This window comes from Psychrobacter sp. NPDC078929, from assembly GCF_050267985.1.
Classification (GTDB): Bacteria; Pseudomonadota; Gammaproteobacteria; order Pseudomonadales; family Moraxellaceae; genus Psychrobacter.
Genome location: NZ_JBNNFX010000003.1, coordinates 96,907 through 116,020, shown reverse-complemented (window position 1 = coordinate 116,020; position 19,114 = coordinate 96,907). Strand labels below are relative to the sequence as shown.

Below are 19,114 nucleotides of genomic sequence, written 5' to 3'. Positions count from 1 at the left end.
GCCCATTACGCCTAAGAGTAAGACACTATTACGCTTATTAAGGTATTTAAAGCCTTACTGGTGGGCATTGCTATTGACAGCGTTAGGTTTTGCAATTAATGCAGGGACAGAGATTTGGACCGCCAAGCTTCTGCAATATATTACTGATGCTATCAATCAAAATGATCGAAGCAAACAAACCTTATTTCCGCTATTGATTATATTGCTATTCTTTGTGCGCGGGGTTGGTAGTTTTTTGGGTAACTATTACTCTGCATTGGTCTCACGCAACTTAGTCTATGAGCTACGTGTAGAAGTTTTCAATAAATTACTGCGCTTGCCTAGTTCATTTTATTTGGCCAATCCAGCCGGTACGATTTCATCGAAATTGATATTTGATGTTGAGCAAGTCACGGCTGCCAGTACAGACTCAATGAAGACCTTGCTGCGTGATGGTTTGACCGTTGTCGCGTTGATTGGTTTTTTGTTTTATAGCAATTGGCGTCTAACGCTTATTCTATTTGTGGTACTGCCACCAATACTATGGCTAGTGCGCATTGCATCAAAGCGCTATCTTAAGCTCTCAAAAGGTATCCAAGAGACGATGGGTAATGTCAGTCACATTACCAATGAAGTCATCGGCGGCTATCAAGTGGTCAAAAACTACGGTGGTCAATCATACGAGTCAGCACGTTTTGACAAAACATCCAAGAAAAACTTACGCCAAGGTATGAAGGTGGTTGTTACCAATAGTATTAATACGCCAGCCGTACAGCTGTTGATGGCGGTTGCGATGGCCGTTGTCGTCTGGCTTGCGTTGCGACCTGCAGTAATAGATGATATTTCAGCAGGTGAGTTCATCTCTTACATTGCAGCAGCAGGTTTATTGAGTAAGCCAGTACGTTCACTAACCGATATTAATCAGAAGCTGCAAAAAGGTCTGGCTGCCGGTGAGTCGATTTTTGCGCTACTTGATGAGCCAGAAGAAGAAGACACGGGCACAATCAGCAAAGCGCTATCAGGGCAAATGTCGTTAGATAATATCAGCTTGGTTTATCCAGATTCGACGGTGGCTCTACGTGACTTTACCTTGAATATTAAAGCAGGCGAGACAGTTGCATTAGTAGGGCGAAGTGGCGCGGGCAAGTCGTCATTGGTTAATTTATTAACACGAACTCTAGAGACGTCTTCAGGGCAAATCACATTGGATGGTATCCCAATCGAAGACATTAAGTTAGAGAGTCTGCGTGCCCAGATTGCAATGGTGAACCAGCAGGTAGTATTGTTTAATACTACTGTATTTAATAATATTGCTTACGGCAGCCTAGCTGACAAGACTCAAGCTGAGGTTGAACAAGCCGCAAAAGATGCCTTCGCTCATGACTTTATTATGAAAATGCCAAACGGTTATCAGAGTGAAATTGGTGCTGAAGGGTTGCAACTATCTGGTGGTCAGCGTCAGCGTTTATCTATTGCTCGTGCGCTACTAAAAGATGCACCGATTCTAATTTTAGATGAAGCCACTAGCGCACTTGATAATGAGTCTGAATATTATATTCAGCAAGCGCTCGATAATGTAATGAAAGACCGTACTACATTGGTCATTGCCCATCGATTGACAACTATCGAATCGGCGGATCGTATTGCTGTAATGGATGGCGGCCAGATTGTTGAATTAGGAACGCATCATGAGTTAATGCAGCTACAAGGCCACTATGCGCAAATGTATGCTCGAGATTTCGAGTAGTCAGTTTAGAAGTTTTTAGCCAATTTTTATGCAGCCATGAACCAATAAGATAAGCGATATTGATTAATGAGTATTGAGACGACAGTCACCCGCGCATGGCAACGTCAAGCTGTTTGGTTGTGGTTGTTGCTGCCTATCAGCTGGTTGTACGGTTTCATCACCTTCTTGCGTCGTCAAGCTTATAAGGCTGGCCTGTTATCAAGCTATCGAGCGCCTATTCCTGTGATGGTCATTGGTAATATCAGTGTGGGCGGTAGTGGTAAGACGCCGCTGATTATTGCTCTGGTCAGCTACTTACAAAAAAAAGGCATAAAAGTAGGGGTAATCAGTCGCGGATATGGCGGTGATACGAGTCAAATGCCAGCATTGGTTAGTGCTACCAGCTTACCCCATGTAGTAGGGGATGAGCCTTGTTTGATTGCTCATATGACAGGCGCTGCTATGGCAGTGTGTCCCAATCGTCAGCAAGCGATTGCCACTCTATTAAAGGCAGAGCCTAATTTGCAATTGATTATTGCAGATGATGGTTTGCAGCATTATGCACTACAGCGTGATATCGAATGGATTGTGGTAGATGCCGCCCGTGGGTTTGGCAACAAGCAGCTATTACCAACAGGTTTTTTGCGTGAGCCGATGTCACGATTAGAAGGTGCAAATGTTATCTATCATGAAAAGCCAATTACAGATTCAACTCAGACTTCTAGAAGTGATAATAAGATACAGTCTGCTGACCGTTTGACCATGCATTTGCAAGCTGGTGAGTTGCAACGTCTATGGAATCCCACATCGAGTGCAGCTCAACTAAATAGTGTTAAACCTACTAATAATAGCCGCGTCCATGCTGTTAGTGGTATCGGCTATCCACAGCGGTTTTTTGATACCTTAGAATCTATTGGCTTTGAGGTCATGGGGCATCCTTACCCTGATCACTATGATTTTAGTTTGGCTGAGCTTTTACAGTATAGTGATTATCCTATCATCGTAACCAGTAAAGATGCGGTAAAAATCAGCGCATTATTGGCAGACTATACAGCGACACAAGCACTCAGTGATGAGTATGTAGAACTTGTCAATAGACTATGGGTATTGCCAGTGACGGCTGTATTATCTGAGAATAGTTACCATAATCTAGATGCGCAGCTAAAGGCGCTAGGGATTCGTATCGACCATGATATGAACACCTCAGCCTCATTATAAATATCAGCTAATATTTTAAATCGCCGTATAATTTTTATAGGAATACGCCATGTCGTTCGTCACCACACCTGCCAAAACCCATATCGTGATTCCTGCACGTTTTAAGAGTACACGACTACCTGGTAAGCCATTGTTAAATATTCATGGTAAACCAATGATACTTTGGGTAGCAGAAAAAGCGCAGACAGCAAGTTTTGCTGATGACATGTGTATAGCAACTGATGATGAGCAAATCGCAAAAGTTTGCACCGATGCAGGTTTTGATGTGGTTATGACCAGTAGTGAGCATGCTTCAGGTACAGATCGTTTGGCAGAGGTAGCAGCTATCAAAGGTTGGGCTGACCAAGATATTGTGGTGAATATGCAAGGCGATGAACCCCTTGTACCGCCATTACTTTTAGAGCAAGTACAGGCGCTTTTGGTAGCAGATGAGGATAGCGTGATGGCCACACTTTGTGAGCCTATCGATGACTATGATACGTTCCAGCGGCCATCGGTAGTAAAAGTGGTCAGCCAATCTGCTAATAACTTACAACGTGCGCTTTACTTTAGCCGCGCACCGATTCCTTGTGATCGTGATGTTGTATTAGCTGATAATAATCAGATGCACTCACCAAAGAACGCCTATCGCCATTTGGGTTTATACGCTTATCGTGTCAGTCTATTACAGCAGTTCGTAAACTGGCCACAAACGCCACTTGAGATACTTGAAAGCTTAGAGCAGTTACGTGTTTTAGAAAATGGTCAGCATATCGCTATCGCAGAAGCGGCCTGTCAGTTACCAGCGGGTGTCGATACACAAGAAGATTTAGACCGTCTAAACGCGATGAGCTTAGATAACTTTCATAACTCTCATAAGTAATAGTCTGAGCAAAGTTGCGTGCGATTTTAAGCTTCATACAACGCTAAAGTATCGTTGTCGTGGCTATACCTAAAGTACCTAATCAATGTGATAGAGCCATAACCATGAATGATTTGACAGGAAATATGGACGCACTAGATAACACAGACCGTATATATTTTGCACCACTATTGCCATGGCAAAAAGTATTGTGGTTACAGTTGACCGAGCGCGTACTTAAGCAGCAGTCTTTGCCGCATGCATTGCTCGCTGCTGGTATGCAAGGTATGGGCAAACGCGCCTTTGTATGGCGATTGGTCGCTTGGCTATTATGCCGTGAGCGTGGCGCACACCCACTAGGTGCTTGCGAAGTATGTGAGAGCTGTCAGTGGCTCAAGTCGGGAACTCATCCAAGCTTGCAAGTATTACCACTCGTTAGTATGCCCATCAGTGCCGAAAGCGATGCGCTTCAAGAAAAATCAAGTAGTACAAAAGATAAAAAAGGCGCTAAAGCTACTAGCAATAGTGCTCTTAAAGTCAAAGTAGATGACATTCGTGCTTTGCAGCCTTTTATTTATCAAGGCGGGCAAGGAATGCGTATCTGTGTATTAGATCATGCTGAAAAAATGACAGTAGCCGCTGCCAATGCGCTGCTTAAAACATTGGAAGAACCGCAAGCGCAGGTGCATCTGTTTTTGATTAGTGATACGCCTGCTCAGCTATTGCCAACGATTAAGAGTCGTGTGCAACAGTTGGCACTACAGACAATTGAGCCAACTGTTGCTATCGATTATGTGACGCAGGCGCTAGGTCATACGATTAACCGCGAAGCCGTCGGTACCGCTGCGATTGAACAGTTAATACAACTGGCCAACGGTGCGCCGTTAGCTGCTATAGCTTTGGCACAAGTACCATGGTATAACAAGCGCAGCCTATGGTTGACCACATGGCAGGCGCTACGTAGTGGTAAACGCAGTGGCGTGGCGGCAAGTGATTATTGGCAAGGTCAGCTCAATATTAAAGAATTTATACAGCTGTCTGAGCTGATGCTCCTTGATATACGCCGTGTCTGTTTAGGCCTTGTTGAACTACAAAAGGATGTCAATCTATCAACGATATTGGCGACTTATCAGCCTACTGATAACGGGTTAGAAGCATTTGCCAACAGCGTGCAGCAGACCAAAATTGCACTGCAACAAAATGTGCAAGAAAAATTTGCCTATGATAAGCTAATGCAAGAGTTAGCAAGCTTATAGAGCCATGTTTTAACGCTTAATTAGTGTTCGAAAATTTGCAATATACTGTCAATTATTTATATACATATATTAAACCCAGTTGATGAAGGAAGCTGACTATGGCAATGCCAGGACGTGGCGGGATTTTAACCTGTCATTATGAAAGTATCGAAATGTTATATGCCAGCTATTTGTCATTTGTCAGTAATGGCGCTTTGTTTGTACCGTCTGACAAAGCTCAGCAATTGGGTGATGAAGTGTTTATTGCTATCACGCTACCCAACTCTAGTGAACGCCTACCAATGAATGGTAAGGTGGTTTGGATTAACTCTAAGAGTCAAGGTAGTCGCCCAGCAGGGTTTGCTGTACAAATTGGTAGTGATGTCTCTGGCCAAAGAATCAAGAATGAGGTTGAGCGCCTACTAGCGGGAAAAATCGATAGCTTGCAATCGACTTATACTATGTAGTATCTATTAATAACTAGGTAGTATCTAGAAATCACACCTGTATCTTTAATAAGTTTGGCTGTGGTTTTGAACTTATTAATATAAAAAAAGCAGCCTTATTATTTAGTAAGGCTGCTTTTTTAGATCAATTTTCTTTAGATTTTTATAGTAGTAGGCGCTAGTCGCTTAATAACGAGGCGGCACATACATATCATCGGGAATAGGTTCGCGGTAGTACTCATCATCGCGTTTGCGATTGGGTAACTCAATTTCGTCACGAGGCACTTCTTTGTAAGGGATTTGGTCGAGCAAATGGGCAATACAATTTAATCGTGCTCGCTTCTTGTTATTGCCTTCGACAACCCACCAAGGTGCTTCAGGGATATGAGTGCGCTCAAACATGGTTTCTTTTGCTTTGGTGTAATCTTCCCAACGTCGGCGCGACTGTAGGTCCATTGGTGAGAGTTTCCACTGCTTTAGCGGATCATATATTCGGCTCATAAATCGTGCATGTTGCTCATCATCAGTGATAGAAAACCAGTATTTTACTAAGCGAATGCCTGAGCGTACGAGCATACGCTCAAACTCTGGTACTGATTGAAAAAATTCTTCATATTGCGCGTCAGTACAAAACCCCATGACACGCTCAACGCCTCCGCGGTTGTACCAACTACGGTCAAACAATACGATTTCGCCTGCTGCAGGCAAGTGGGCCACGTAACGTTGGAAGTACCACTGTGTTTGCTCACGCTCAGTGGGAGCCGGCAGGGCAGCTACCCTGCACACGCGTGGGTTTAATCGTTGGGTAATGCGTTTAATGGCGCCACCTTTACCAGCAGAATCCCGCCCTTCAAAGATAACGACGATACGCTCACCGCGATCAACGACCCAATCTTGTAGTTTTATCAGTTCTCGCTGTAGTCGTACCAACTCTTGAAAGTAGGTGCGTCGATCCAGTTTTTCTTGCTCGCTCATCTCACGTCCGTTAAAACGAAAGTCACGTGCATAGTCATCTATTTCATTTTCTAGTTCTTCATCATATGTATCGATTAAGTCTTGGTGCATTTTTCGACGTAAATCATCATCAAGAATGTCTTTTTCGATGCGTTCAGTAAGAATGGCTTGTTCCTGATGGTACCGATCTATATCCTCCTCAGTCGTTAGAGATTGAAAATCAGCGGTTGCAAGCGGTTCTGTCATCACCAGTTTTTCAGAGCCAAAAATGACTTGCCTCATTTTTCTTAATAAAATTTTTGTCTTACCCATAAATATTACCTTTGTTTTGCGTATCGGCTTTTTTAAGAGGCTACTATCTAGGTCGTTTCTATCATAGCAAAGTACAGACAATAAAAAATGCCCTTTAAATAAATTAAAGGGCATTTTTTATTAATAGATATGTACTGATTAAAATAATAAGTCAGCGTATCTTTTTCACTTAAAAGTAACCAAGCTTATTTTTCTAGGATACAAGTCACGCCTTGGCCACCTGCTGCGCAGATAGAGATAAGTGCACGACCCGAACCTTTTTGATCCAATAATTTAGCAGCAGTAGCTAAAATACGACCACCAGTTGCTGCAAATGGATGACCTGCCGCTAGTGATGAACCGTTTACGTTTAATTTGCTGCGATCGATAGAACCTAGTGGTGCATCTAAGCCTAAGCGCTCTTCACAGAATTTCTCATCTTCCCAAGCAGCTAAGGTTGATAGTACTTGTGAAGCGAAGGCTTCATGAATCTCATAAAAGTCAAAGTCTTGTAGAGTCAGACCAGCGCGCTCAAGCATACGTGGTACCGCATAAGCTGGTGCCATTAGTAAGCCTTCTGTGGTGCCAGATTTACCGATGAAGTCTACCGCTGCGGTTTCTTGATGGACGATATAAGCAAGTGGTTTTAGCCCGTGCTCTTTTGCCCACTCATCAGTACCTAGTAGTACACAAGAAGCACCGTCAGTAAGCGGCGTAGAGTTGGCAGCTGTCATCGTTGGATTGGCATTTTTTCTACCAAATACTGGCTTTAATTTACCCAGTTTTTCTAATGTAGTATCTGGACGCAAGTTGTTATCACGAGTTAAGCCTTTGTATGGCGTGATCAAGTCGTCAAAGAAGCCTTCGTCATAAGCGCGTGCTAGGTTTTGATGGCTGTTAAATGCAAGCTCATCCTGTGCTTCACGGCTGATATTCCATTCAAGCGTGGTAATCGCTTGATGATCGCCCATTGATAGGCCAGTGCGCGGCTCACCATTTTGTGGTGAATCGATTAAGTCTTTTGGATTTAGACCCATTAGTGCTTTTAGACGTTGTTTGTTGTCTTTTGCTGCACCAAGTTTGATCAGTACTTTGCGCAAGCCATCGCCGACAGCGATAGGAGCATCAGAAGTAGTATCTACACCGCCAGTAATCGCCGAATCAATCAGACCAAGTGCAATCTTGTTAGCAGAAGCAAAGGTCGCTTGTAAGCCAGTACCGCAAGCTTGTGAGATATCATAAGTTGGCGTATGTGGGTTTAGCGCGGTATTCAATGTGGCTTCACGAGTAAGGTTGATATCACGGCTAAGTTTCATGACTGCACCAGATACCACTTCGCCTACTGTTTCGCCTTGCAGGTTATAACGCTCAACCAAACCGTCCAATGCAGCTGTTAGCATGTCTGTGTTGCTAACATCAGCGTATGATCCATTTGAACGTGCAAATGGAATACGGTTACCACCTAAAATCGCAACACGGTTTAGGTTTGAAGCTGGTTTGGTCGCGCTGGCTTTTTTAGCTGGAGCAGGTTTTTTGGCAGCAGTGGTTTCTACTTTTTCATCGCCCGCTTTTTTGCTAACAGTTTCTTTAGCACTAGTTTCTTTAGAGCTATTGTCTTTAGTCGAGGTGCTTTTTGCAGCGGTTTCTTTTTTTGTTGTATCTGATTTTGTATCCGTTGCTTTAACAACTGTACTTTCAACTACAGGGCTATCTGGATGATTGTTTTTATTACTCATAATATTATCCTTAAAAAGTATGGGTAGAAGTAAAAAGTGATAGGTAATAATAAAAAATAGTTAAGTTATTTTATACAAGCAAATATTATCACTTATTACGCAATACAGCTGTTTATCATAAGGCGTTTTTTATTCACTTAATGTATCTCTTTAGCAAACTATGTGACGCTTGTATGAGGTCGGTAGTAGATTCATGACCATGACGCATCGCTCTAATAGACTGACTAGTAAGAAATATTAGCATTGCATAACAGTACGTTTGATAATATATTGTTATCAATAATTAAGTATGCCATAACCTATAGGTCAGATTTTAACATGTTATAGTGGCGCTTAACGCTGCTAAAAACGACTGGCTTGTATACTGACTTGTTTACAGATTGTTGTAGACATTATCTGTTTTTGGACTTGTTTATAAGGGAAGTGTATAGTTAGGCTAGTTTTGAGGCGATTTACTAAATTTAAATAATGACGATGTCAATGTCTCTATATAATAGATTCATTGCATTTTTTATTATTATACGAATCATTAATTATAAGGATTATATTATGTCAGACCGTTACGGTGATTTTGTTCAATCTTCTATTGGCAAAAAAGTAGCAAAAAACTTAGGTTTGCCGATGCCAACGACGCTTGATCGTTTCGAAAGCGGCGAGCGTTTGGTGCGTGGTAGCGTATTGGTTGGCCGTGCTACTGGTGATGACAAAAGTGTCAGTGAGTCTGTTGCCCGTATCCTGTCAGATGTGCATGCTGAAGTATATGTAAATAGCAGCGATGATATCAAAGACGCACTTGCTGATGCAGGCGTAGAGGCAAAAGCCAACACGGGCGGCGATGATCAATTCAAAGTACTGCTTTTTGATGCCAGCAATATCAGCAATGCTGAACAGCTAAAAGAGCTTTATGAGTTTTTCCATACAGTTGCGCGCCGCGTAGAAAAATCAGGCCGTGTGATTGTGGTTGGTCGTACGCCAGAGAACATCACGGATATTGAATCAGCAATGGCTCAACGCTCGCTTGAAGGTTTTGTGAAGTCAGTGGGTAAAGAGTTTAAGCGCGGTATCACAGCGCAGCTGATTTATGTTGAAGAAGGCGCAGACCAAAACCTAGATTCAACCTTACGCTTTTTTACCTCAGCTCGTTCAGCTTACGTATCAGGACAAGTAGTACGTGTCAGTAAAGGCAGCTCAGTCGATGTTGACTGGAACCAGCCTTTGGGCGGCAAGACGATGCTGGTGACTGGCGCAAGTCGCGGTATTGGCGAAGCTATCGCTCGTGTATTGGCTCGTGAAGGGGCTCATGTTATCTGTCTAGATGTACCGCAGCAGCAAGCTGACCTACAAAAAGTTGCTAGCGAAATCAGTGGTTCTGCTTTGACAGTAGATATCACTAGTGAAGACGCTGGTGCAGAAATCGCTGACGCTGCCCAAAAACGTGGTGGCCTAGATTCAATCATCCATAATGCTGGCGTGACTCGTGATAAGACGTTGGCTAAGATGGATGAGAAAAAATGGAACATGGTCATCGATATCAATTTGGGCAGTATCGCTAGATTGAATCGCTACTTGTTGGACAATGATGTACTGAAAGAAAATGCACGCATCGTATGTGTATCATCAATTTCAGGTATCGCTGGCAACATGGGTCAGACTAACTATGCCACTTCTAAAGCTGGGGTGATTGGTTTGGTTAACGCAACTGCCAAGCAATTAGAAGACAATGCTAAAGGTATGACGATCAATGCAGTCGCTCCTGGCTTCATCGAAACCCAAATGACAGAAGCCATTCCATTTGCTATTCGTGAAGCTGGTCGCCGCATGAACTCAATGAGCCAAGGCGGCTTACCAGTAGATGTGGCTGAGACTATCGCATGGTTCGCGTCACCTGCGTCTGGCGGTCTAAATGGCAACACGGTTCGCGTCTGTGGTCAAAGCTTACTTGGTGCATAATGTTGATTAATTGATAGGTATATGTGAGAAACAAGGTACAGATAGAGACAGTAGTTGTATCATATGAGCTATTATTTCTCGTTTGTATCACATATGCTTACGAAATAATCTCTGATAAAGTGTAATAAAGCTGCCCAAGGGTGGCTTTTTTATGATAAAAACACAAGAACCAATAGCCAAACTATTTTTTGCTATTAAAGATACTCATGAGGTTGATTAAATTTAATGATTATTAGATGATTTAATAGTAGGCTTTAGTCAATGACTGCAGATTATTTTTATATACGTTAAAGAACTTGTTCAAGCCACACTTAGGATGTACTTATGTCAGACAAACATTATGATGCGTTGCCAAAAGCGCACACCACTTATGCCAATATTGTCAAAAGCTTATTGCCTATCGGTAATGGTGGCAAGGTCAGTAGAGACCAGTTGCCACAATCTACTTACTATGTAGATGACTTGCATATCGATCAAGAAAACCTAGATGACTATCGCAAAATTTGCGGTTTTGCTGATGATGGTAAAGTGCCAGCGACTTACTTCTCGGTATTATCACAGACGCTGCAGATGAACATGATGGTCAAAGAGCCGTTCCCATTTGCCATGTTGGGTCTTGTTCACGTCGATAATAGCGTCACTCAGTATCGTCCGATTGGAGAGCGTGAAACGGTAGCAATGTCCGTCACTTTTGATAATCTACGCGATCATGCCCAAGGTCAGCAGTTTGACTTCGTGACTATCGTAAAGTCAGAAGATGAAGTCATCTGGGAAGGTACGTCGACTTATTTATCACGTAGCAAAAAACCTAGCAGTAAAGATAAGAAGAGCGCGCCGCGTCCGGTAATGGTCAAGCCTGAAGTAAACGAACAAGGTGTCCATAGCATTTTTGAAGTGCCAGAAGATATCGGTCGTCGTTATGCCTTTGTCTCAGGCGACTTTAACTTAATTCATTTGCATCCACTATCAGCACGTGCGTTTGGTTTCCCTAAAGCGATTGCACATGGTATGTGGTCAAAGGCTAAGTGCCTTGCTCTAATGGGTGACTTGCCTGATGCTTACACAATTGATGTCTCATTTAAGCTGCCTATCTTTTTACCAGCTGAAGTAGAGCTGATTGCTGAGCCAGTAGCCCAGCTCAAAAACGTAGATGATACTTGTGAGTTTGGATTATATAGCTCTAAAAACAATAAACCGCATTTGGCGGGTGTTGTAACCCTAAAGAGCGACAGCAAGTAGAGTAAGTATTATAAAGCTTCTATTTAACAGCCATATTTAACGTACATATTTATTATTATGACTTCACAAAACATGCCTTCAGAAGAAAACGCGATAGACGTAGATCAAACAGATAGCTCGATAGCAACCGATACGGTCTCTGCTAACGATAGCGGCGCTAACATTCATCTTAGTGCCGATAATGGCGTTGATTTGGCCGATATCTTTGAGCCTTATTTTCGTCCAGATGCAAACACTATCGTGTGCGGTGCATTAGATGACGAAAAAGTTACGGCTTTAGCGAAAGCGGGCGTCGAGCTGGTCATCAACTTGCAGCCTGATGATGAGTTGAGCTTTGATGAGGCATCAGCAGTTGAGCGAGCAGGTATGCACTACGAACAACTGCCTATCAGCGGTGCTAAAGAGCTAAAGCAGCTTAAGATATTGGCGTTTGATAATGTATTACGTCAACATCATGGCAAAAAAGTCGCTATGCACTGTGGGTCGGGTAATAGAGTAGGAGCTGCAATAGCGCTGCGGGCAGGATGGTTGCGTGGACGTAAGATGGATACAGCGATGGAACGTGGTCGCAGTCATGGTTTGACCAAGCTTGAACAAGAAGTTCATAATCGTTTGCTAGTACCGCGTTAACTAAATTTACAGCACTGCATTTCAATGCTGTCTGAGACGTGAGCAAACTCTAAAAATATTATCGAAATAAATAATAAAAAAGGCGACCAATAGGTGGCCTTTTTTATTGGCTCATAATTCATTTATACTGGTTCGAATATTTTATATAGCTTGTGTATTACTATCATCTTAAAAATAGAATAATTCATATCACTGGAGCAAGGTAATAATAATGGATCACAATACAGAAAATTCTAATACACCCATAAACGTTGACTTTCAAAAAAAATTACAGCAATTACTGACAGATTTACAGCTTGATGATGCACCTGCTGGCGGGGCTGTGGCCGTGTATCAAGCAGGTCAGTGCATTGCGCAAGCCAGTACAGGTATGGCGCGTCCTGATATGTCATGGCAGCCCGATACGTTGGCAATTAACTTTTCTACTGGTAAAGGGGTATTGGCAACGTTGGTTCATGTGCTGGTTTCGCAGCAGCTGCTTGAATATGACAAACCTATTGCCCATTATTGGCCAGAGTTTGCTGCAAACGGCAAAGACCAAATTACGTTGCGACAAGTCATGTCGCATCAGGCCGATTTGTTTTCGATTCAAAGTATCGATGTCGATAGTGAGACAGTACTCGATTGGGATACGATGCTGCGCCACATTGCAGCGATGCCCATTACCTCTCCCGAAGATGCGCCCAAATATGACAGCGCTTATAGTGCGTTGGTCTACGGTTGGATATTGGGCGGCTTAGTAGAGGCGGTTACGAATTTACCATTCGTTGCAGCACTGCGGCAGTATCTAACAGAGCCTCTGGGTATCACCGACAGCTGCTATTTTGGTGTACCAGATAGCAAAGTAGATCAGGTGGCAAAATTGGCCAAAGATTTTGAAGAAACAGAGGATACGAGCTCCCAATTAAAATCGAGACGCCAAAAACCAACCTTAAAAGTAGACTCTCAAGAGACTTTACGTACTTATGCAAGCTTACCTAGTTATCATTGCTGGCAGCAGGAAATGATAAACGACAAGCGTGCAGCTGAGAGGCAAAGTAGCCTTGATGACAGCCTTGATGAAAATCTAGATAGCTCTGATATTGATAACGCACAGCCTGTATTAAATACTGCGCGTATTAATAGCTTATATTTCAATACCAGTCAGCTCAATCTAAAAAACTATAAGGCGGCGCTGATACCTGCTGGCAAACATGCCCTTGATTGTCATAAGAGTCAAACATTACAGGCTGTTATTCCAGCGGCAAATGGTGTCGCTTCCGCTAAAGCACTGGCAACGATTTACGCAATGCTCGCTAATGGCGGTATATGGCAAGGAAAAATACTGATCGATAGTGCTACTTTTGAGCAGTTATCTACTCCGCAGGTTGAGAGTTTAGATGCGGTTATGCCAGCGGCTATGAAATGGCGATTGGGCTATCATAGATTATTTAGCCTGTATGTTAACAACGAGGATACGGATAAGAGAAAGAGTCCTGCATTATCAGGATTTGGGCATATGGGGTATAACGGCTCGGTTGCTTGGTGCGACCCTGAGCGCCAATTGTCATTTGCTTTTATTCATAATTTTGATACCACTATGCTCAATGACGTTCGTCAGTTTGCATTAACAGAAGCCGTCTTGAGCTGGGTAGAAGAGATACTTTAATTATGCTAGTTTTAATCGCGAATTGATTCTGTTTTAAATATAAGCAACATTAATTTTAATGCTGCTTTTTTGGTGTCATTTTAAGCAGTCTTGATGCGCTAAGACCGTGGATAAAGATAGAAGTCAAAATGACAATCGAACAGACAATCCACAATTTGAGCGCATCTTCATCTGCGAAAAATCCTTGATTGAGCGCATAGGACAGATAATATAAGGTACCGATACCACGAATACCCAAAGCCGATATCGCATATTTTTCGGTATGAGGTAAGTTCAATCCTGATAAAGCAATAAACCCACCAATCGGACGTATAAGTAATAGGAAGGTAAAGCTGACAATATAGACGCGCCATGTCAGCTCGACACCTGCTTGCAACCCTTGACCAAGGAACATGCCGAAGATAACCAGCACTAATGACATCAATAAGCCTTCTGATTGCTCAGCGAAATCATGCAGTTTTTGGTGATAGGTATGCTCACACTCCGAGCGACGAAACGCAAATGCGGCCACAAATACAGCGATAAAGCCATAACTGTGTACATACTCTGCAAGACCATAGGCTAGTAGCGTCAACGCAATAACCACATAACCTTGCGAGATGGTAGTCTCACGGGTATGTTTAGAAAACACGATTTTGGCCAATAATTTACCAACTAATACACCCACCACTACGCCTGCGCCAATCTTCCACAAGACATCATGAGTAAACCACGACCATAGCATCTCGTAAGTAAAGGCTTTGCCTTCACTGAACGCTTCTGCAATCTTAATCGCTAGATATACAAACGGAAAAGCCAAACCATCGTTCAACCCGGCCTCTGATGTTAAGGTAAAGCGCGGTGTGTCTTCTCCTCCTGTATTGGGAGGTCCCACTTGAATGCTCGAAGCTAACACGGGATCAGTAGGTGCTAACACTGCACCCAACAGAATAGCAGCACCAAGGCTTAAGCCAAACGCGTAATACCCCAAGACTGCCATCGCAAAAATACCAATAGGCATGGTGATGAGTAGTAGCCTTACCGTTGGTCGCCACAATCGCCAAGACAACTCAGTGTCGATTTTAATACCAGCACCAACCAATGAGACCAATACAACAATCTCAGTCAGCTTTTCGATGAGTAAACCGTTATCAAGTGGGTCTAAAAAGGATAAAGACGTCCACCAGTAGCCCATCATCAGACCGAAGCTGACTTGGAGCATCGGTAATGAGATAGAGGTGCGCTTAAAAATAACAGGAAACAATGCCCCTAGTAAAAAGGCAATCCCGCAGATTAATAAGAATAAGTTATATTTTTCAATCATAAGGTTTACGCACGTCGTTATGTTTTAAGGGTCGATTTTAAGAAGGTAATTTTAGATATTGATGACAATTAACAGCAATAGTTGATAGTCAGTCACTGATACTCTTTATCATGACGTCAAAATAAAATAATTACCGCAAAAAATAGTTATCAAAACGACAGCTACGTTGTTTTTTGGTGAAAAAAAAGCCTGCATTGCGCAGGCTTAATATTCTTATCAGTATGTCTGGAGCATTTAGTTTACAGACTAGCGCTCGACTTGGCTCACGTCACGTACGGCACCAGTATCAGCACTGGTAGTCATAGCAGCATAAGCACGTAATGCCGGCGAGACATGACGATCACGGTTGACAGGTTTCCATGCATCACGTCCACGCGCTTCCATGGCTTCTCGGCGAGCGGCTAAGTCTGCATCGCTTACTTGCATGTTGATGGTACGATTTGGGATATCGATATGAATACTATCGCCTTCTTCAACCAAACCAATCGCACCGCCTTCAGCAGCTTCTGGGCTAGCATGACCAATTGATAGACCTGATGTACCACCAGAGAAGCGACCATCTGTCAGTAGAGCACATTCTTTACCCAATCCTTTTGACTTCAGATAAGTCGTTGGGTACAGCATCTCTTGCATACCAGGGCCACCTTTAGGGCCTTCGTAGCGAATGATGACGACATCGCCTGCAACGATTTCGTCAGCCAATACCGCAGCAACCGCATCATCTTGTGATTCAAATAGTCGCGCACGACCAGTAAAGGTCAAGATGCTTTCGTCAACGCCTGCGGTTTTGACCACACAGCCGCGCTCGGCGATATTGCCATATAGTACGGCTAAGCCGCCATCTGTAGAGTAGGCATGTTGGGCACTACGGATACAGCCTGACTCACGGTTGACGTCGAGGTTTGACCACTCTTTTGATTGTGAAAACGCCTCTGTAGTACGTACGCCACCAGGTGCTGCAAGGAAGCGTGCGCGAGCTTCATGATTATCAGGGTTCATGATGTCCCACTTGTCGATTGCTTCTTTCATCGTTGTGCTATGAATAGTCGGCACGTCAGTCTTTAATAACTCAGCGCGATCAAGCTCAGCGAGTAATGCAAAGACACCGCCAGCACGATGCACATCTTCCATATGGTATTTCTGTGAGGCAGGGGCTACTTTTGCCAGACAAGGTACACCGCGACTTAAACGGTCAATATCAGCCATCTTAAAATCGATCTCTGCTTCATTGGCCGCAGCAAGTAGATGCAAGATGGTATTGGTTGAGCCGCCCATAGCGATATCTAAGCTCATGGCATTTTCAAAAGCGACTTTGGTAGCGATAGAGCGTGGTAGTACAGAGTCATCATCTTGCTCATAACGACGTTTAGCAAGCGACACGATGGTACGACCCGCTTCTAAGAATAGCTCGCGGCGTAATGAATGAGTAGCTAGCAGTGAGCCATTACCTGGTAGTGCTAGGCCTAAAGCTTCGGTCAAGCAGTTCATCGAGTTGGCGGTAAACATACCAGAGCATGAGCCACAAGTAGGGCAGGCTGAGGCTTCAATAGCAGCGACGTCTTCATCACTGATGCTATCATCAGCAGCGTCCATCATCGCATCGACAAGGTCAAGTTTGCGAACAGCACTGCTGTCACTACTATCGGTATTGTGGCTCTTACCAACAGTACTGGCTAAGATTTTGCCCGCTTCCATTGGACCACCTGAGATAAATACCACTGGAATGTTAAGGCGCATGGCGGCCATCAACATACCCGGAGTGATTTTGTCACAGTTAGAAATACAAACTAGCGCATCTGCACAGTGGGCATTGACCATATACTCGACAGAATCAGCGATCAAATCACGGCTTGGTAGCGAGTACAACATACCGCTATGGCCCATCGCAATACCATCATCGACCGCAATGGTATTGAACTCTTTGGCAACGCCGCCTGCTTGCTCAATCTCACGGGCGACCAGTTGTCCAAGGTCTTTTAGATGCACATGGCCGGGTACAAACTGGGTGAAAGAGTTAGCAATCGCAATGATTGGCTTGCCAAAGTCGCCGTCAGTCATGCCGGTTGCACGCCATAATGCGCGCGCGCCTGCCATATTACGACCGCCGGTAGAGGTTTTTGAGCGATAATCCATGTGATATTCCTTACAAATAGGCGGGGTTGTTAAAATGTGCACCCTCAGTTTTAATAGGGATAGTGTGCTTTTTATAGAGAGTGAGTACTAGTGAATAATACTAATTCGTTACCATACCATTAGATATGAATAACTAAAAACAATATGCTAATAACAGTGAATTAATAATAAAGAATTAATAACCAAAAGCGATGAGCGAAAAAACAGTTATTCAAAATAGCTACTCAATACGTTCTAATATGGCTTTGTCAAACCAAGGAAGATCAGCTTTGTCTGCTTCTAGTTTTACAATGGCTGCAAGCGCATGAGTAGCCAGTAGCTGCTGATAATCGCCAATAGCTTCAATCGTCAGCAGTGACTCGGCAGGTAGTGCCTGCGTATTAGGGTTTTGCTCGTCAATACTAATTAATATTTGCTTAGTGTTTTTATACAGGACGTCTACACGACCAAAAAACTGCCAGTCTTTAAAAGCGGCAATAATAGCGTCGGCAGCATCTTTAATATATACCTGCTGCGTCTCTTTACCCGTATTGGTCCAATGTAGCCGTACAGCCAACTGCAATGCCTCACTAAATACCACTAACGAGCCGATAATTTTTACATGCCAAGGACTGGTCAGCAGCTCCTCGTCAATGCCAATTAACTTGGCAGCCTCATGAGCCGACATGGGTGTATTGAATTGAAGCAGTAACTCAGGAGTGAGCGGGTGCGTTTGTTTGATCGCATCATCTAAACTGTCATAGTGATACAAAAAAGGCAGTGGCAAATCTTGCGTGACAGTCTTCTTTATAATTTTACAATTGTGTATCTGCCAGCTGATGGCTTTATCAGTTAGTGCTTCTGCTAATATGATAGCGCTTGGATCGATAGTTTGAGTACTATTGTCAGGCTCAGTACTAATTTGCTCTAAGCCAGTACTATCAGGCACAGAGACATTTGATCCAGACGTTTGGGCATTGTCATTGAGTGTTGAAAACGGGTCGCCGTTATCTAGGCTATCTGATCTATTGGTTGGCAAAGTAGGCAAATCCATAAGCATAGCGTTATTAAAATAGAGGGTTAATATAACATTTTAAGGGCATGACTCGCCAACAAATTAGTGAGCTAGCATGGTTGGAATATGGCTTGATATTTTTCAAATTCGGTTGTCATACTGACTTGTACTAAAGTTATATTTCGTCCACTATATGACAGATGCTTTTATCTATTTTGGATAGCTATTGAGCTATTAATTAACTAATAATAAAACTCTTAAAGGAAAAAATAATGACTGAAGTAAATCAAAAGACTGCTTATGACGACAATAATATTTTTGCCAAAATGTTAGATGGTGATATTCCATATCACAAAGTATATGAAGATGATAAAACGCTGGCCTTTATGGATATCATGCCACAAGCAGAAGGCCATGTATTGGTCATACCAAAACAGAAAGCCGTTGATTTGGCGGATCTTGAGCCTGAATATGCTGCTGCGGTGCTAATGACGTCTAAGAAAGTCATGCAAGCTCAGCGCCAAGTATTTGAGCGTGAAGGCGTTATCCAAATGCAGTTGAATGGCTCACAAGCAGGTCAAACAGTCTTTCATTATCATGTGCATCTCATTCCATCAAGTATCCATGAATTGGGTCGTCATGCAGTGACCCAAGCTGATAACAATGATTTGGCAGATATTGCGCAGAAGTTGGCGGCAGTGATTGATGCTTAGTTAGGAAACAGATTGCTTCTGTTTAGGTACAACAAATACTGGTATTTATGAATTAGCGAGCATTTATAGATTATAAAT

Annotated in this window: 15 protein-coding genes; 10 read left to right on the top strand and 5 right to left on the bottom strand. The window is 43.1% G+C overall.

All coding sequences use genetic code 11. The features are described 5' to 3' along the window. Nucleotides 1–4 precede the first annotated feature (4 nt). The 5 genes from msbA (at nucleotide 5) to ACQKCG_RS02810 (ending at nucleotide 5,466) form a co-directional block, all read left to right on the top strand. A complete protein-coding gene (msbA, locus tag ACQKCG_RS02830; protein WP_427585123.1) occupies nucleotides 5–1,726 on the top strand; it encodes a lipid A export permease/ATP-binding protein MsbA in 1,722 nt (573 codons plus the stop codon). 66 nt (nucleotides 1,727–1,792) lie between these two features. Beyond that, complete coding sequence (lpxK, locus tag ACQKCG_RS02825) at nucleotides 1,793–2,923, top strand: tetraacyldisaccharide 4'-kinase (RefSeq protein WP_427585060.1); 1,131 nt, start codon at nucleotides 1,793–1,795, stop codon at nucleotides 2,921–2,923. A gap of 49 nt (nucleotides 2,924–2,972) precedes the next feature. After that, nucleotides 2,973–3,785 (top strand): 3-deoxy-manno-octulosonate cytidylyltransferase, encoded by an 813-nt coding sequence (gene kdsB, locus ACQKCG_RS02820; RefSeq protein WP_427585059.1) that lies wholly within the window; start codon nucleotides 2,973–2,975, stop codon nucleotides 3,783–3,785. Nucleotides 3,786–3,889: 104 nt separating this feature from the next. Next, nucleotides 3,890–5,020, top strand: a complete 1,131-nt coding sequence (locus ACQKCG_RS02815; protein WP_427585058.1) for a DNA polymerase III subunit delta' — start codon at nucleotides 3,890–3,892, stop codon at nucleotides 5,018–5,020. A gap of 98 nt (nucleotides 5,021–5,118) precedes the next feature. Then, complete coding sequence (locus ACQKCG_RS02810; RefSeq protein ID WP_057759448.1) at nucleotides 5,119–5,466, top strand: PilZ domain-containing protein; 348 nt, start codon at nucleotides 5,119–5,121, stop codon at nucleotides 5,464–5,466. Nucleotides 5,467–5,631: 165 nt separating this feature from the next. Here the strand turns inward: ACQKCG_RS02810 and ppk2 are convergent, their stop codons facing one another. Together ppk2 and ACQKCG_RS02800 are read right to left on the bottom strand one after the other, a co-directional pair. After that, nucleotides 5,632–6,711 (bottom strand): polyphosphate kinase 2, encoded by a 1,080-nt coding sequence (ppk2, locus tag ACQKCG_RS02805; RefSeq protein ID WP_404692351.1) that lies wholly within the window; start codon nucleotides 6,709–6,711, stop codon nucleotides 5,632–5,634. A 185-nt stretch (nucleotides 6,712–6,896) separates the two neighbouring features. After that, nucleotides 6,897–8,426 carry an acetyl-CoA C-acetyltransferase gene (locus ACQKCG_RS02800; protein WP_427585057.1) on the bottom strand — a complete coding sequence of 510 codons (1,530 nt, stop codon included), beginning with the start codon at nucleotides 8,424–8,426 and terminating at the stop codon, nucleotides 6,897–6,899. A gap of 549 nt (nucleotides 8,427–8,975) precedes the next feature. Between ACQKCG_RS02800 and ACQKCG_RS02795 the strand changes: the two genes are divergently transcribed. The 4 genes from ACQKCG_RS02795 to ACQKCG_RS02780 all read left to right on the top strand — a co-directional run bounded on the left by ACQKCG_RS02795 (nucleotide 8,976) and on the right by ACQKCG_RS02780 (nucleotide 13,893). Further along, on the top strand, nucleotides 8,976–10,376 hold the full coding sequence (locus tag ACQKCG_RS02795) for a 3-oxoacyl-ACP reductase (protein WP_427585056.1): 1,401 nt from the start codon (nucleotides 8,976–8,978) through the stop codon (nucleotides 10,374–10,376). A 324-nt stretch (nucleotides 10,377–10,700) separates the two neighbouring features. Further along, on the top strand, nucleotides 10,701–11,615 hold the full coding sequence (locus tag ACQKCG_RS02790) for a MaoC family dehydratase (protein ID WP_427585055.1): 915 nt from the start codon (nucleotides 10,701–10,703) through the stop codon (nucleotides 11,613–11,615). Nucleotides 11,616–11,672: 57 nt separating this feature from the next. After that, nucleotides 11,673–12,245 (top strand): beta-lactamase hydrolase domain-containing protein, encoded by a 573-nt coding sequence (locus ACQKCG_RS02785; RefSeq protein ID WP_427585054.1) that lies wholly within the window; start codon nucleotides 11,673–11,675, stop codon nucleotides 12,243–12,245. Nucleotides 12,246–12,456: 211 nt separating this feature from the next. Beyond that, on the top strand, nucleotides 12,457–13,893 hold the full coding sequence (locus tag ACQKCG_RS02780; protein WP_427585052.1) for a serine hydrolase domain-containing protein: 1,437 nt from the start codon (nucleotides 12,457–12,459) through the stop codon (nucleotides 13,891–13,893). 55 nt (nucleotides 13,894–13,948) lie between these two features. On the opposite strand, the gene ACQKCG_RS02775 is transcribed toward ACQKCG_RS02780, so the two are convergent. The 3 genes from ACQKCG_RS02775 to ACQKCG_RS02765 all read right to left on the bottom strand — a co-directional run bounded on the left by ACQKCG_RS02775 (nucleotide 13,949) and on the right by ACQKCG_RS02765 (nucleotide 18,362). Then, nucleotides 13,949–15,196 (bottom strand): cation:proton antiporter, encoded by a 1,248-nt coding sequence (locus tag ACQKCG_RS02775; protein WP_427585050.1) that lies wholly within the window; start codon nucleotides 15,194–15,196, stop codon nucleotides 13,949–13,951. Between the two features lie 246 nt (nucleotides 15,197–15,442). Next, nucleotides 15,443–17,329 carry a dihydroxy-acid dehydratase gene (gene ilvD, locus ACQKCG_RS02770; protein WP_427585049.1) on the bottom strand — a complete coding sequence of 629 codons (1,887 nt, stop codon included), beginning with the start codon at nucleotides 17,327–17,329 and terminating at the stop codon, nucleotides 15,443–15,445. Between the two features lie 220 nt (nucleotides 17,330–17,549). Then, nucleotides 17,550–18,362 (bottom strand): hypothetical protein, encoded by an 813-nt coding sequence (locus ACQKCG_RS02765; RefSeq protein ID WP_427585047.1) that lies wholly within the window; start codon nucleotides 18,360–18,362, stop codon nucleotides 17,550–17,552. Nucleotides 18,363–18,595: 233 nt separating this feature from the next. On the opposite strand from ACQKCG_RS02765, the gene ACQKCG_RS02760 reads away from it, so the two are divergent. Then, complete coding sequence (locus tag ACQKCG_RS02760) at nucleotides 18,596–19,036, top strand: HIT family protein (RefSeq protein WP_427585046.1); 441 nt, start codon at nucleotides 18,596–18,598, stop codon at nucleotides 19,034–19,036. Nucleotides 19,037–19,114 lie beyond the last annotated feature (78 nt).